The sequence below is a fragment of the Rhodopseudomonas palustris genome (genome assembly GCF_013415845.1).
In the GTDB taxonomy this organism is placed as follows: domain Bacteria; phylum Pseudomonadota; class Alphaproteobacteria; order Rhizobiales; family Xanthobacteraceae; genus Rhodopseudomonas; species Rhodopseudomonas palustris_F.
In genome coordinates this window covers 2,218,343-2,232,177 of record NZ_CP058907.1, presented here as the reverse complement: position 1 = coordinate 2,232,177, position 13,835 = coordinate 2,218,343, and the positions used below count along the sequence as shown (strand labels likewise).

At 63.3% G+C, this 13,835-nt stretch carries 11 protein-coding genes and 1 tRNA gene; 2 read left to right on the top strand and 10 right to left on the bottom strand.

Features of this window, described 5'->3' with window-relative positions; genetic code table 11:
- Window positions 1-26: 26 nt before the first annotated feature.
- The gene (locus HZF03_RS10220; protein WP_234832193.1) at window positions 27-1,136 is read right to left on the bottom strand and encodes an efflux RND transporter periplasmic adaptor subunit; all 1,110 of its coding nucleotides are present in this window, start codon (window positions 1,134-1,136) and stop codon (window positions 27-29) included.
- Between the two features lie 294 nt (window positions 1,137-1,430).
- On the opposite strand from HZF03_RS10220, the gene HZF03_RS10215 reads away from it, so the two are divergent.
- Both HZF03_RS10215 and HZF03_RS10210 read left to right on the top strand, forming a co-directional pair.
- Window positions 1,431-2,105 carry a response regulator transcription factor gene (locus HZF03_RS10215; protein WP_119017873.1) on the top strand — a complete coding sequence of 225 codons (675 nt, stop codon included), beginning with the start codon at window positions 1,431-1,433 and terminating at the stop codon, window positions 2,103-2,105.
- The gene (locus HZF03_RS10210; RefSeq protein WP_119017872.1) at window positions 2,106-3,476 is read left to right on the top strand and encodes a sensor histidine kinase; all 1,371 of its coding nucleotides are present in this window, start codon (window positions 2,106-2,108) and stop codon (window positions 3,474-3,476) included.
- Between the two features lie 41 nt (window positions 3,477-3,517).
- Here the strand turns inward: HZF03_RS10210 and HZF03_RS10205 are convergent, their stop codons facing one another.
- The 9 genes from HZF03_RS10205 to HZF03_RS10165 form a co-directional block, all read right to left on the bottom strand.
- Window positions 3,518-4,099, bottom strand: coding sequence for a GNAT family N-acetyltransferase (locus tag HZF03_RS10205; protein ID WP_119017871.1), 582 nt, complete (start codon window positions 4,097-4,099; stop codon window positions 3,518-3,520).
- The gene (locus HZF03_RS10200; protein ID WP_119017870.1) at window positions 4,083-6,440 is read right to left on the bottom strand and encodes an Orn/Lys/Arg family decarboxylase; all 2,358 of its coding nucleotides are present in this window, start codon (window positions 6,438-6,440) and stop codon (window positions 4,083-4,085) included. The genes HZF03_RS10205 and HZF03_RS10200 overlap by 17 nt, the downstream gene beginning before the upstream one ends.
- Before the next feature lie 527 nt (window positions 6,441-6,967).
- On the bottom strand, window positions 6,968-7,672 hold the full coding sequence (locus HZF03_RS10195) for a hypothetical protein (protein WP_133303225.1): 705 nt from the start codon (window positions 7,670-7,672) through the stop codon (window positions 6,968-6,970).
- 113 nt (window positions 7,673-7,785) lie between these two features.
- Window positions 7,786-7,861 (bottom strand) — tRNA-Lys (locus HZF03_RS10190).
- 347 nt (window positions 7,862-8,208) lie between these two features.
- On the bottom strand, window positions 8,209-8,808 hold the full coding sequence (locus tag HZF03_RS10185; RefSeq protein ID WP_011157605.1) for a Spy/CpxP family protein refolding chaperone: 600 nt from the start codon (window positions 8,806-8,808) through the stop codon (window positions 8,209-8,211).
- A gap of 132 nt (window positions 8,809-8,940) precedes the next feature.
- Window positions 8,941-10,266, bottom strand: a complete 1,326-nt coding sequence (locus tag HZF03_RS10180) for a TRAP transporter large permease (RefSeq protein WP_011157604.1) — start codon at window positions 10,264-10,266, stop codon at window positions 8,941-8,943.
- Entirely contained in the window at window positions 10,263-10,847 is a 585-nt protein-coding gene (locus HZF03_RS10175) for a TRAP transporter small permease (protein ID WP_104512519.1), read from the bottom strand. The genes HZF03_RS10180 and HZF03_RS10175 overlap by 4 nt, the downstream gene beginning before the upstream one ends.
- Before the next feature lie 138 nt (window positions 10,848-10,985).
- On the bottom strand, window positions 10,986-11,990 hold the full coding sequence (locus HZF03_RS10170; protein ID WP_179906291.1) for a TRAP transporter substrate-binding protein: 1,005 nt from the start codon (window positions 11,988-11,990) through the stop codon (window positions 10,986-10,988).
- Window positions 11,991-12,213: 223 nt separating this feature from the next.
- Window positions 12,214-13,788 carry a 2-isopropylmalate synthase gene (locus HZF03_RS10165; RefSeq protein ID WP_012495562.1) on the bottom strand — a complete coding sequence of 525 codons (1,575 nt, stop codon included), beginning with the start codon at window positions 13,786-13,788 and terminating at the stop codon, window positions 12,214-12,216.
- Between the last annotated feature and the right edge of the window lie 47 nt (window positions 13,789-13,835).

The following is a 13,835-nucleotide window of genomic DNA, read 5'->3' as shown; positions in this document are numbered from 1 at the left end:
TGAGGGCCGCCGGCTTTTGCTGTCGATCAGCCGCTCGCGGCGTTCGCGAGCTTGTTGCTGAGGAAGATCGCGCCGGTCCCGACCACCAGCTCACCCGGCGCGACACCGTCGAGGATCTGGCGGCGGCCGTTTTGCGCCAGGCCGATCTTGACCAGCCGGCGCTGGAAGCTGCGACGGTCGCGTGTCACCCAAACCGCCATGGTGCCGTCGCCCTCGCGAACGACCGCGTCGAGCTGCACCGCGGGCGACGTCACCGGCTTTGCCACCTCGATGGTGAAGTTGGCCAGCATGCCGGGACGTAACAGATTGGCCGGGTCGTCGATCTCGGAGCGGACCAACTGGCGGTGCGAACTTGGATCGATGCTGCTGCCGAGCGCCGTCACCCGGCCGCGAAACACCTGGCCGGGATAGGCTGCCACCCGCGCCTCAACCGGCTGACCGAGCCGGAAGGCCGGCGCATCGGTCTCGACAACGTTCGCCACCATCCATTTGATCGACAGATTGGCGAGTGTCAGCGGCGCAGGCGCGCTGCCGGGTTGCACGTAGAGGCCGGGCGCTGCGTTGCGTGCGGTCACCTGCCCGTCCACCGGGCTGCGCACGATCAAGGTGGAGTCGACATGCCGCTCGACGATGATGCGGTCGATCTCGGCCTCCGATTTGCCGAAGATGCGCACCGCGTCGCGCGCGGCCTTATGATTGCCCTCGGCGGTCTGTTGATCGGACGTCGCCTGATCGACATCGCGCTGCGGCGCACCGCCGGTCTTGAGTAGCTGGCGCACGCGGTTGAGATTCCGGTTCTGCAGCTCGAGCACGCCGGCGGTCGCCAGCAGCGTCGACTCCGCCTGCAGCAAGTCGGAACTGTCGATGGTGAACAGCGGCGCGCCTTTCTTCACCTCGTCGCCGAGATTGAAGAAGGTGTCGATGATCCGTCCGGCATAGGGCGTGAACACCTGCACCAGCAGATTCTCGTTGTAGGCGATCGACCCCAGCGCGTCCTTGGTAATACGGAATTCGCGCTGCTCGACCGGTTCGATGGTGATCGCCTCGACCTGCTTGGCTGAGAGCGCGATCGTCTGCTGGGCGAGATCGATGCCATCCCGGCTCGTATCCGCCGGCTGCGCACATGCCGATCCCACGAGATCGCCTGAGCGCATCGCTAGCCCAGCGCACCCAGCCGCCACGAGAACCGCGGTCGCTGCAGCAAAAATCGGTGTCTTCCAGCTGTGCTGCATCTGCGCCCCGCAGTCGAACAGATCGGCCGTTTCCGGACGCCTTCGCTGTGGTTAGCAGACCGAGCTTACACCAACCTGACACGGCTCCGCTGTCCTCGCAAAATTACCAATTATTTCCGGATTTGCCCGCTGTACGCTCACTGCTTACACGTGGTACGACGCACAAGTCCCGATCGTCACAATCTCGTTTGCCCCGCGATGCGCCTCCTGATCGTCGAAGACAACCTCGAGCTGGCGGACCTGATTTCACGGGGCGTCAACGCCGCCGGCTACGATGTCGATGTCGTCAGCGGCGTCGAGGATGCGCGCGCTGCCCTCGCATTGGTGAACTACGTCGCTATGGCGCTCGATCTCGGTTTGCCGGACGGCGACGGCATGTCGCTGTTGCGCGAGCTGCGGGCCGGCCATGAATCGATCCCGGTGCTGGTGCTGACCGCGCGCAGCGGCGTGCAGGACCGCGTCTCCGGCCTGAAGGCCGGTGCCGACGACTACCTGGTCAAGCCGTTCGCGATCGAGGAAATGGTGGCGCGGATCGAGGCCATCCTGCGTCGGCCGGGGCATCTGCTCGGCCGCTCGCTGTCGCTCGGCAATCTCACCTTCGATACCGAAGGCCGCCAGATCCTGATCGACGGCGAGCCTCGCCTCCTATCTGGTCGTGAGCTCAACGTGCTCGAATTGCTGCTGCGCCGGCAGGGCCGCGTGGTGCCGAAGAAGACGCTGGAGGATCAGATGTTCGGGCTCGGCGGCGACGTCGCGTCGAACGCGGTCGAGGTCTATGTCTCGCGGCTGCGCAAGCAGCTCGAAGAGCTCGGCGCCACGGTGCAGATCCGGACGATCCGAGGCGTCGGCTATCTGCTGTCGGAGATCAAGTAAGTGTTCCGGCGCGACTCCCTCGCCGCCCGCATCCTGCTATTGCATGTGGTGGCGCTGACGATCACCGCGGTGGTGCTGCCGCTGATCCTGTTCTGCCTGCTCAACCGCGAGATCGACCGCCTGCACGGCGACGCCATGCGACGCCAGGCCGAGGTGGTTGCCGAGCACCTCAGTGTCGGCCCGGACGGACAGCTCAGCCTCACCCTCCCGCAGGACCTGCGCGATGTGTATTCGGCCGCCTACGGCCGCTATGCCTATGCGGTGGTCGACAGCTCCGGCAAGGTGCTGTTCAGCTCGAACCCGGACCGCAAACCGCTGCTGCCGCCGCGCCGATCCGCCGATCGCGCTTCGTGGTTCGGGGTCGTCACCGGCTCCAGCGGCCTGTCCGGTGACAGTATCGAACGACGGATTGGCGACCGGACGCTGACGATCCAGGTGGTGGAAGACCTGTCGAACGGCGACGTCATCATCGACGACATTGCGGCAAACTTCTTCCATCGCGCCGGCTGGATCGTCCTCCCCATCCTGCTGCTGCTGCTCGCCTTCGACATCGTGATCTTCCGGCGCGCGATCCGCCCCCTGGTCGATGCTTCGGAGCGCGCCGCCGGCATCACCCCGAGCCGCACCGATATCCGACTGCCGATGCAGGGCATTCCCAGCGAAATCCGGCCGCTGGTCAGCGCGGTCAATCAGGCGTTCGATCGGCTCGAACACGGCTTCAACGAACAGCGCCGCTTCACTGCTGATGCCGCCCACGAATTGCGGACACCGCTCGCGATCCTCAGCGCGCGGATCGAAACGTTGCAGCCGAAGCCGTCAGGAACAGACCTGCAGCGCAACCTTGCCGCGATGAGCCGGATCGTGTCGCAATTGCTCGATGTGGCCGAGATGGACGTGATGCGGGTCGATCCGGACGAAGCCGTCGACCTCGTCGAGATCGCAACCGAACTGATTGAGACCGTCGCGCCGGCCGCGCTCGCGGCCGGCAAGGAGATCGGCCTGCGCGGCGGTGATCATCCCGTCCCTGTGCGGGGCAACGCCGAGATGATCCGGCGCGCGCTGCGCAACCTCGTCGACAATGCGATCCGCCATACACCACCCGGCACCGAGGTGATGATCGAGGTCGATGCAGCGGGGCCCAGCGTGGCGGTACGCGATCATGGCCCCGGCATCGCCGAGGCCGACCGCGGCATGATCTTTCAGCGGTTCTGGCGCGGCGACCGCGCCCGCAGCGATGGCGCCGGACTCGGGCTTGCGATCGTCAAAGCTGTCGTCGACGAACACGGCGGCGCCATCGATGTTGCCGACGCTCCGGGCGGCGGCGCGCTGATCACGTTGACGTTTCAGAAGCCGGACGTGACCTCACTCTGAAGCGCGCAACCTGAGAGGGAGCTTGTCGGATCGAGCTCTGATCAAACCACAGGAGGCGTGGTCGCACCCGCACCGAGCGATCGCTGCACCATCACCGTATCGGCCCAGCGGCCGTAGCGATAGGCAACGCCGGGCAGCCGCCCCACTGTGGCAAAGCCGAAGCTGTGGTGCAGACCGAGCGAAGCGGCGTTGTCGGCGTCGATATAGCCGATCATTTGCCGGAAGCCCGCCGCGGCGCAGGCATCGATCAGCTCGTGCATCAATAGCCGGCCGATGCCGCTGCCGAGGTGATCCGGATGCACATAGATCGAGTGTTTGAGAGTGTAGCGATAGGCTGGCCTCTTCCGGAACAGCACCACATAAGCGTAGCCGACAACCGTCTCACCACGGATCGCCACCAGATGCGGGAAGCGACGATTGCGCAAGTTCTTGCGCCGCTCTTTCAGATCGTCCGGCTGCGGCGTGCCGTGGTCGTCGATCCCCTCATCGAGGCCGCGCCGGATGTAATAGCGATAGATGTCGAGCATCGCCTCGACGTCGCCGTCGTGCGAGGAGCGGATCAGGATCGGCGAAGCGGCGTCCACGGCAACTCCAGGAGACGGCAGGTTATTCGGCCACGACATAGGTGTAGAGACGAATCCGGCCCGATTCGTCGAACTCGCGATAGACGCCCTGGATCTCGACTTCGAAGCCGGGGAATTCGTTGAAGCTGCGCTCGAACATCTGCAAGTAATCGAGCATCGGCTTGGCTCGCTCGCTCAGCCGCTCGCCGGGCACGATGGTCGCGATCCCCGGCGGATAGACCACGAACGGCGTGGTGGCGATCCGGCCCGCGATCTGACTGATCGGCAGATAGTCGACGTCGTTGCGGACCAGGCAGCGCGCTGCATCGTGCGGGGACATCGCGATCTCGGGTAGATGTTCGGGCAGAAACTGCTTGGCCTGCAGCGCGCTGACATCGGCTTCGCGGAAGAACCGGTGCATCTGCCCGCACAAATCGCGCAGCCGGACCCCGGCATAGCGCGCGGGCCGGCGCCGGCTGAATTCCGGGATCACCTCGTCGAGCGGCGCGTTGTCGTCGTGCAGCTTCTTGAACGCGACAAGGCCGCTGATCAGCGTACCGGCCTTGCTCGCCTCAACGCCTGGCGTCAGCAGAAACAGCAGCGAGTTGAGATCGTTCTTTTCCGGAACAATGCGGTTCTCGCGCAGATATTGCGCCACCACCGGCGCCGGCACGCCGTGCTCGGCATAGCGGCCGGTGGCGCGGTCGAAGCCCGGCGTCAGCAGCGTCAGCTTGTTCGGGTCGGTCATGGCGAAGCCAGGCGCCATATCGGCAAAGCCGTGCCAGGCCGCGCCCGGCGCGATCTGCCAGAATGCCGGGTCGGTCGCGAGCTGGTCGGTGCTCACGGCCTCCCAGGCGACGTCGTGCACCGCGCCTTCACGGGCGGCGTCCGCGATCGTCACCCGATCGGGCACGAACGGATCGAAGAACCAGCGCCGCTCCGCCCGCGCCTCCTTCTCCTCGAACTCCCTCCGCACCGCGCGGATCTTCTTGCGCAGCTCGATGCCAAGCCGGATCGTATCGTCCCACAGCACTTCGCCGGAGCGGCCCTTCATCATCTGCGCGCCGACATCGAGCGAGGCGAACAGCGGATAGAACGGCGACGTCGAGGCGTGCTGCATGAAGCTCTCGTTGAAGCGCCGATGCTCGACCCGCCGCTTCTGGCCTCGGATGTGGCGATCCTTGATGTGGATCTGCGACGCCTGGGAGAAACTGGCGAGCTGCTTGTGGGTCGACTGCGTCGCGATGATGCCGGGCGCATCGTCGCCGAGGTTCGCCAGCCCCATCGCGAAGCGGCCGGCATACAGCGGATGAAACTTCATGAAGCCGGCCCAGGCTTCGTCGAACAGGATGTAATCGCACAAATGCCCGATGCGGCGCAGGATCATCTCGGCGCTGTGGATGGTGCCGTCGTAGGTGCACTGTTCGACCACGGCGACGCGGAACGGGCGAGGCTTGCGCCACGCTTCGGAATCCTTGACCAGCGGATGGCTGCGGATGCACTCGCGCAGCGCCGTCTCTTCCAGCGCGTCCCACGCCATCGGCCCGATCAGGCCCCAGGCGTTGCGAACCGTGGGAATGTAGACGGGAATGCCGCCGCCCATCATCAGCGCGCCGTGATGGGCCGCCTTGTGATTGTTGCGATCGAACAGGATCAGATCGCCGTCGGAGACGAGCGCGCCGAGGGCGACCTTGTTGGAGGTCGAGGTGCCGTTGAGCACGAAATAGGTCTTCTCGGCACCGAAGATCTGCGCGGCTTCCTTCTGCGCGCGCAGCGCCGGCCCCTCATGGGTCAACAGATCGCCGAGGTCGAGCACCGAATTATCGAGGTCATCGCGGAACACCGCCTCGCCGAGATGCTCGATGAACACCCGCCCGATCGGGCTGCGGCTGTAGAACATGCCGCCGTTGTGGCCGGGGCAGGTCCAGAGCTGGTTGCCCTCCTCCGCATAGTCGACCAGCGCGCCGAAGAACGGCGTCTTCAGCGTGTCGGCATATTGCTTCAGCCGACTGATCAGGTTGCGGGCGATGAAGGTCGGCGTCTCCTCGGACAGAAACACGTAGCCGTCGATGAAATCGAGCACCTCGACCGGCACTTCCTCGAACCTCTTGCGGCGGATCAGTAGCACGATCGGGAAATCGAGACCGCGCCGGCGCATCAGGTTGATCAGCGCGGCGGTCTTGCCCTCGAGGCCCTTCTTGCCCCAGTCGACCACCATGCAGCCGATCGCGGCGTCGGTCTGCACCGCGATCTCGGCATCCTCCAGCTTGCGCGCCTTGACGATCTCGAAGCCGGACCGCTCGATCTCCGCGACGATCTGATTGAACCGAATGCCTTCGAGATCATCCGCATCGAAGGTCGGTGCCGAGAACAGGAAGGTGAAACGCCTGAAGTAGTCCATGAGGGTTCCCACGTGAATTGCCGACACTCTCTCGCCGCGTTGTGTGACAGTATGGTGACAGGGTTCAGACTTTCTTGTCTGGCGTGAGATCGGCGAGCCTCGTGGCGACGAGGCGCGACGCGGACGAGATCTCCGGGTTTCGTCTGCAAACTTCGATCGATGCGAGCGAGCGCTCGGACGGCCACCCACCGCTAACTAATCGGTTGGCTCTCGGCCATTCGACTAGAGTCTTCGGAACAAGACGCACGAGACGAGACGCCCATCGTTTGGACGATGAGCCAAATCTCATCACGTCAGTCAGGGTTGGCGAGCTGCCATCGCAGCACCGCTACCAGCCGCCGTCAAAACTGATCGTCGGCATTGCATAGTCGCCGACCATCTTCGTTCCGACAATTCCGTCGGAGCTGAATCCGAACATCCCGCCGAGCCCGCGCGACGTCGAGGAGATCTTGAAGGCGCACTATCTCCGCGGTCAAGCCGAATTGGCTGAGCAGGCCATGGAGCGGATGGTTGCCATGTATGGATGATCAAGCAACGAGTCGAGCGTGCCAATCATCCCATCTGGTTCGCTCCGGAAGATCAGCTTGCAATTCAAAATGCTTGAGAAACTCAACCGCTGTCTCGACAGCCCATTTTGTACAACTATGTCCAATCCAACCGTTAGGAAATATCTGCTGTCCGGAAAACCAACGATTGGGTTGGAAGAATCCTTGCAGCGCCGCTGAAATAGTTAGGTGCTTGTCTAGCTCGTTGGACCATTCTGGTTTGAAATGAGTCATTTCGTTCCGAAGACGCGCAAGTGCGTTGACTGACTTCAAAATCCTCGACTTTCTATCAAGCTTTGGCTTATTTCGAAGCGAAAGGGCTAGATCAAGCTTATCGAGCGTCGATTTTCGTCTCTCAAGCTCGCTCCACAAAAGATCGAGACCTGGGACAAATTCTGCTGGAAATACGTGTCGTCCGTCTGCGAACAATTCATTTGCATAGCTTTCCAGGGCAGCATCAGCAAAAAAGATAGCTGCGACTGCATGGTCTCGCATCTCGTCCCAGAACGGACCGAACGACGCTTGGGCATTCGCAGACTCAATCTCTCCAACTAGTCGGGAATATCGGGCTGCTCCCATCAAATATGGAATCGCCTGATTTACTCTCACCGTCAAAGTGGGCGCGTCTGATGCTACACTGATGATATTGATGCCGGTCGCAATCAGATGATGAGAGTCGGACGACATAATTAGGCTCTAATGAAATGTTTGAAGAACAAAAATTGCAAAACAAACAGCAAACTTCACGATCCATTCTAAGATCGTGACCACCAATCCAAGGCTAACGCTTTGATTTTGATTGGTGGGCGCACTAGGGCTCGAACCTAGGACCCGCTGATTAAGAGTCAGCTGCTCTACCAACTGAGCTATGCGCCCGCAGCCGTTTCGGCTGGGTCCCTTGCGGGGACGGCGTCGTTTAGCAAAGCCCACCGGGGATGTCCAGCAATGCGGACGACTTTTTTCGCATCTGTGGGGAGAAACTTCGCGGCGCGAAAACGGCTGCAGTTTCAGCGGGTTTGAAGCGGGCGAAGACGGCCGCGCGCTCGCACCGACGGCCCCCTCGTCCCCCCGATCCGATGCGCGCTAGGGCGAGAGCCACAGAACAGCCGGCTCGTGCTCCCCCGAGGACGCATGGCGGTTGTCGGAGGCGCGGTGTCAGGCGAATCTGGAAGTGGCCTCCAGCGGGCAGTGCGGCCCGCCGGAGATCCTCGTCGAAGTCCGGGTTAGAGCCGGCTGGGGCCGTCGCCATCGTCCATCGGGCCGTGGCGGTCCATCATTGGGCCGCGGCCGCCGCGCTCCCAGCGCGGGCCGCGATCGTCATCGCCGTCCCGGTCGCGGTGCATGGAACCGTGGCCGTGATGACGCCAGCCGAAGCCGCCGTCCATGCGGGTCAGCACCCGCAGCCGGCGCTTCTGGTTGTCGTCGAGGGATTTGTAGAGCGGGTCGGCGGCATCGGCGATCTTCTTCATCGCCGCCGCGGTCGCGGCCATCGAATCGGCGCGGTCGCGCAGCCGCGCCACCGGATCGACGTCACGCGGCTCACGGTCGTCGTCGCGTGCCTTCATCCGCGCCTGGGCACGGTCGATCCGCAGCTTGACCAGATCCTTCACCGCGGCCTCGACCGGCGGCCACAGCTTCTCCTGATCGGGGGTGAGCTGCAGGCCCGCCTTTACGGCCGCGATCTTGGCGTCGGCGAACGCGCTGCGATCCTGAGCGCTGAATGCGTGCCGGCCATGATCGAACCAGCCGCGATGCTCGGCGTAAGCCGCCGTCGAACCGGCGAACACCAGCGCGGCGACGCCGGCGAGCAGAACCTTCTTCATGGCAACCTCCTTCAAAAGGTAGCCATGAAGATGAGCGCCCTGCCCCGCGGCTTCAACTTAACGATTGGACAGACGAGGCCGTCTTACCAAGATGTAATGTGCTGTTAGCAGACCGAAACGAACGGACACCAACTACAACATGCCGAGCATCCGCGGCAGCCACAGCGAAATCTCCGGCACGTAAGTCACCAACGCCAGGAACGCCAGCATGGTGAGCAGCCACGGCATTACCGCCACCGTCAGCTCGGTAATGCCCATTTTGGCGATGCCGGAGGCGACGTAGAGGTTGAGGCCGACCGGCGGGTGACACATGCCGACCTCCATGTTCACCACCATCAGGATACCGAGATGGACGGGGTGAATGCCGAGCTTCACCGCTACCGGGAACAGGATCGGCGCCATGATCAACACGATCGAGGTCGCTTCCATCACGTTGCCGGCGAGCAGCAGCAGGATGTTGACCACCAGCAGGAACCAGACCCAATTCACGCCCGCAGTCGACATCCAGCTCGCGATCTGTTGCGGGATGTTTTCGTTGGCCATCAGGAACGAGAACAGCACGGCGTTGGTGATGATGTAGAGGATCATCGCGCTCATGTTCGCCGAGCCCAGCAGCACCCGCGGCACGTCCCGCAGGCCCATGTCGCGATAGACGAACACCGCGATGATGAAGGCGTACACCGCACTGATCGCCGCCGCTTCGGTCGGCGTAAACATGCCGGCATAGATACCGCCGAGCACGATCACGATCAGCAATAGGCCCCAGATGCACTTGCGGAACGCATCGAACCGCTCCGCCCAGCTCGCCTTCGGCAGACGCGGATAGTCGTTCTTCCAGGCGCGGTAGAAGGTGGTGAGGCCGAGCAGCGACGCCAGCATGATGCCGGGAATGACGCCGGCCATGAACAGCTGACCGACCGAAGCCGACGACACGCGGTTGCCGTCCGGATCGAGCGCGATCGAGCCGCCGGTCGCCACCGCATACACCACCATCACGATCGACGGCGGGATCAGGATGCCGAGCGCGCCGGAGGTGGTGATGACGCCGGCGCCGAACCGCTTCGGGAAGCCCTGCTTCACCATCGCCGGCAGCATGATCGAGCCGATCGCAATCACGGTCGCGGGCGAGGAACCCGAGACCGCGGCGAACAGCGCGCAGGCCATCACGCCGGCGAGACCGAGGCCGCCGTACCAGTGGCCGACCATCGTGGTGGCGAAGTTGATCATACGGCGGGCGACGCCGCCGTGGGTCAGGAAGTTGCCGGCGAGGATGAAGAACGGGATCGCCATGATCTCGAAATTCTCGATGCCGGTGAACAGCTTCAACGACACCGCTTCCATCGGCACGTTGGTCATCAGCACGACGAACGACAGCACGGTGAGACCGAGCGCGATCGAGATCGGCATGCCGGTCAGCATCAGGGCGATGAGAAGCCCGAAGATGATTGCGGTATTCATCGGACGGCCTCCGCCGCTGCCGCCGCCGACCCGGGCATATGCGGTTCGTCGATCCCCTCGACCTGGCCGTGGTCGTGATGCGGCAGATGATCATGGCGCCAGAAGTGGTAGGCGACCTGGAGGAAGCGGAAGCACATCAGATAGGAACCGAGCGGAATGCAGAGATAGACGATCCAGCTCGGGATCTCGAGATCCGGCGAGGTCTGGTTGGTGTCGATCAGGCCGTAGACGAACTTGGCGCCCATCGTGCCGATGATGAAGGTGAAGAACGCGCCGCAGAACAACCCGAAGAGGATCGTCACCTTGCGCAGGTTCGGCCGCATCACGTTGACCAGCACGTCGACGCCGACGTGGATGCCGGTGCGCACGCCGTAGGCGGCACCGAACTTCGCCATCCACACGAACATGTAGATGCACAGTTCCTGCGCCCACGACAGGTCGATCGGAAACAAGATCGGATAGAGGAATGGGATGCCAACCAAATAGCGATGCATCACCGCGATGAAGATCAGCAGCGTGGCGCCGCCGATCATCGTGGCAATCAGAATTTCCTCGAGCCTGTCCAGGATGCGCAGGACCATAGATTCCCCCTGTGGATCGGCCGGTCGCTGCGGTGAGGACGAGAAGACGGCCGTCGCTTGATTCCAGTGCCGCAGCCCCTGCGGTCCGGCAAAAGCAGAGGGCGCCCGCGTCGGAACGCGGGCGCCCGTTCGCAAATGTTACTTGGTCGGGCCGCCGCCGCTTTCCTTGATGAACTCTTCGATCAGAGCCTTGCCGACGCGGCCGCCGACGTCGTCGTACACCGGCGCCATCGCCTTGCGCATCGCGAGGTTCTGCTCCGGCGTCAGGGTGATGATCTCGGTCTTACCCGACTTCTTCATCTCCTCGAGGGCTTCCGCGTTTTCCTTCTGCGACTGGCTGTTGCCGAATTCGGTGGCTTCCTTCATCGCCTTGTCGAGCTGCGCGCGGACGTCGGCCGGGATGCCGTCCCAGAACTGCTTGTTCACGATCACCGCGTAGCCGATGTAGCCGTGGTTGGTGACGGTGGTGTACTTCTGCACTTCGTGCATCTTCTGGGTGTACATGTTCGACGGCGTGTTCTCCTGGCCGTCGACAACGCCGGTCTGGAGCGCCTGATACACTTCGGAGAACGCCAGCACCTGCGGGATCGCGCCGAGCGCGCGGAACTGGGCGTCGAGCACCTTCGACGACTGGATGCGGAACTTCAGGCCCTTGTAGTCTTCCGGCGCGATCAGCTTCTTGTTCGCGCTCATGATCTTGAAGCCGTTGTCCCAGTAAGCGAGACCGGTCATGCCCTTGGAGTCGAGCAGCTTGAACAGCTTGGCGCCGACCGGGCCGTTGGTCACCTTCCGCAGTGCGGCGATGTCCGGCAGGATGTAAGGCAGATCGAAGACTTCGAATTCCTTGACGCCGGCCGGACCGAACTTGGAGATCGAGGGCACGAGCATCTGCACGGCGCCGAGCTTCAGCGCGTCGAGATCTTCCTTATCCTTGAACAGCTGCGAGTTCGGATAGACTTCGACCTTGACCTTGCCGTCGGTGTACTTCTCGGCGAGCTCTTTGAACTTGTCGGCGGCCATGCCCTTCGGCGTGTTGGGCGCCACCACATGGCTGAACTTGATGACGATCGGCGACTGCGCGGCCGCCGGGCCGACGAGCCCGAACACGGCGATCGATGCGAGTGCTAGAATGGATTTCCGCATGTTTTCTCCCAATTCCTTATGAGGAACGCACCCGCGTCCCCGCCCCGTTCGATTACCAGCCGCACCAATACAGAGAAGCACTACGAAAGGCTATTACCCCTTCGCAGGGGCGCCGTCAACAACTGCTGCAGCGCGGAAAAAGGGCGATGCACAGCGGCATCGCCCTTTCGAACCGTTCCAGAAGTTGTAGCTGTCAGCCGCGGTTGTGCGACTTATTCACGCATCAGCCGGCGACCGCCACCGTCGGCGCATCTTCGCGAACGCTACGCTGACGCTTGGCGACGATCTTGTTGAGCGCGCCCAGGTAAGCCTTCGCCGACGCCACCAAGGTGTCGGGATCGGCCGCGCGCGCGGTCATCGAGCGGCCTTCATGGCTCAGCCGAACCGACACTTCCGCCTGCGCGTCGGTGCCCTCGGTGACGGCATGGACCTGATACAGTTCCAGCTTGGCATCGTGCGGCACCAGCGCCTTGATGCAGTTGAACACCGCATCCACCGGGCCGTTGCCTTCGGCTTCCTCGATCCGGATCTGGCCGTCGACGTCCAGCTTCATGGTGGCGCGCTGCGGGCCGTGGGTACCGGCGATCACCGTCAAGGACATCAGCTTGATCTGGTCCTGGCCGTGCAGCAGTTGCTCGTCGACCAGCGCCTCGATGTCCTCGTCGTAGACGTCCTTCTTGCGGTCGGCCAAAGCCTTGAACCGCACGAACACGTCCTCGATCTGGTTGCGCGACAGCTTGTAGCCCAGCTCTTCCATCTTGTGGATCAAGCCGGCGCGGCCGGAGTGCTTACCCATCACCAGCGAGGTGCCCTTCACGCCCACCGTCTCCGGGGTCATGATCTCGTAGGTCTGGGCGTTCTTGATCATGCCGTCCTGGTGGATGCCGCTCTCGTGCGCAAACGCGTTACGGCCGACGATCGCCTTGTTGTACTGGACCGGGAACGAGGTCGCGGCCGACACCGTCTTCGAGGCGTGAGTCAGCATTGTCGTCTCGATCCGGTTCCAGTACGGCAACTTGTCCTGCCGCACCCGCATCGCCATCACCACCTCTTCCAAGGCGGCGTTACCAGCGCGCTCGCCGATGCCGTTGATGGTGCATTCGATCTGGCGCGCGCCGCCGGCGACGCCGGCCATCGAATTGGCGACCGCCATGCCCAGGTCGTTATGGCAGTGGACCGAGAACCGCGCCTTGTCGGAATTCGGCACCGTCTCGCGAACCTTGCGGAACAGCTCACGATACTCCTCCGGCACCGCGTAACCGACGGTGTCCGGCAGGTTGATGGTCGTGGCGCCGGCTTTGATCGCCGCCTCGATGCAGCGGCACAGGAAGTCGAACTCGGTGCGGGTGGCGTCCTCGGCCGACCACTCGACGTCGTCGGTATGGTTGCGCGCGCGCGTCACCGACGAGATCACCATCTCGTAGACCTGCGCGGCTTCCATCTGCAGCTTGTACTTCATGTGCACCGGCGAGGTGGACAGGAAGGTGTGGATGCGGCCGCGCTCGGCCGGCTTGATCGCCTCGGCGCAGCGGTCGATGTCCTTGTGGGCGGCGCGCGACAAACCGCAAATCACCGAATTCTTCGAACGCTTGGCGATCTCGTGCACCGCTTCGAAGTCACCATCGGAGGCGAACGGGTAGCCGGCCTCGATCACGTCGACACCCATGTCGTCGAGCATCCGGGCGACGTTCAGCTTCTCCTCGAACGTCATGGTGGCGCCGGGGCACTGCTCGCCGTCGCGCAAGGTGGTGTCGAAAATGATGACGCGGTCCTGTTCGGACTGGGTGGTGGTGGTCATGAAAAATGTCCTTTGGTCGGGGCGCCGCGCGGGCGCATGAGGGGCTG